The 549-nt window shown below is 71.2% G+C and carries 1 protein-coding gene and 1 pseudogene; both read left to right on the top strand.

Annotated features, from left to right (window positions below; genetic code table 11):
• A pseudogene (locus HUK84_RS22435) lies at positions 1–309 on the top strand (ABC transporter ATP-binding protein); the annotation flags it as partial.
• 15 nt (positions 310–324) lie between these two features.
• The coding region (locus HUK84_RS22430) for a metal ABC transporter permease (RefSeq protein WP_176642074.1) at positions 325–549 on the top strand (225 nt) is incomplete at its 3' end.

The raw sequence follows: 549 nt of genomic DNA, 5'->3' as shown, positions 1-549 counted from the left end.
CTGCTGGGGCGGCCGCGCCTGCTGCTGCTGGACGAGCCGCTGGCCAGCCTGGACCCGCTGCGCGCGCGTGAGGTCGTGGCGCTGGTGCAGGCAATCCGCAGCCGGCTGGGCATCGCGGTGTTGTTTTCGACCCACGACCTGAATCCGCTGCTGGGGGTGATGGACATGGTGCTGTATGTCGGACGCGGCGCGGCGCGGCTGGGCCCGGTGGACGAGGTGGTGACCGATCCGGTGCTGAGCGCGCTGTACGGCACGCGGGTCGAGGTGATCCGCGGCGGCGGCCGCATCTTCGTCGTCACCGACGGCTGAGCGCCCGGTTTCGCGATGCTGGCCTTCGAATTCATGCGCCATGCCTTTGCCGCGACCGGAATCGTCGCGGTGCTGGCCGGGCTGGTCGGATATTTCATGGTGCTGCGCGGCGAGAGCTTCGCCGGCCATGCGCTGTCGCATGTCGGGTTTGCCGGCGCGACCGGCGCGATCCTGCTGGGGATGCCGCCGCTATGGGGCCTGATGGCGCTGACGGTGGCGGCCGGGCTGGCGATGGGGGCC

This window comes from Nguyenibacter vanlangensis (assembly GCF_013376155.1).
GTDB classification, from domain to species: Bacteria; Pseudomonadota; Alphaproteobacteria; order Acetobacterales; family Acetobacteraceae; genus Gluconacetobacter; species Gluconacetobacter vanlangensis.
Note: the sequence above shows the minus strand (reverse complement) of the source record. Positions and strands in the feature narration are given on the sequence as shown.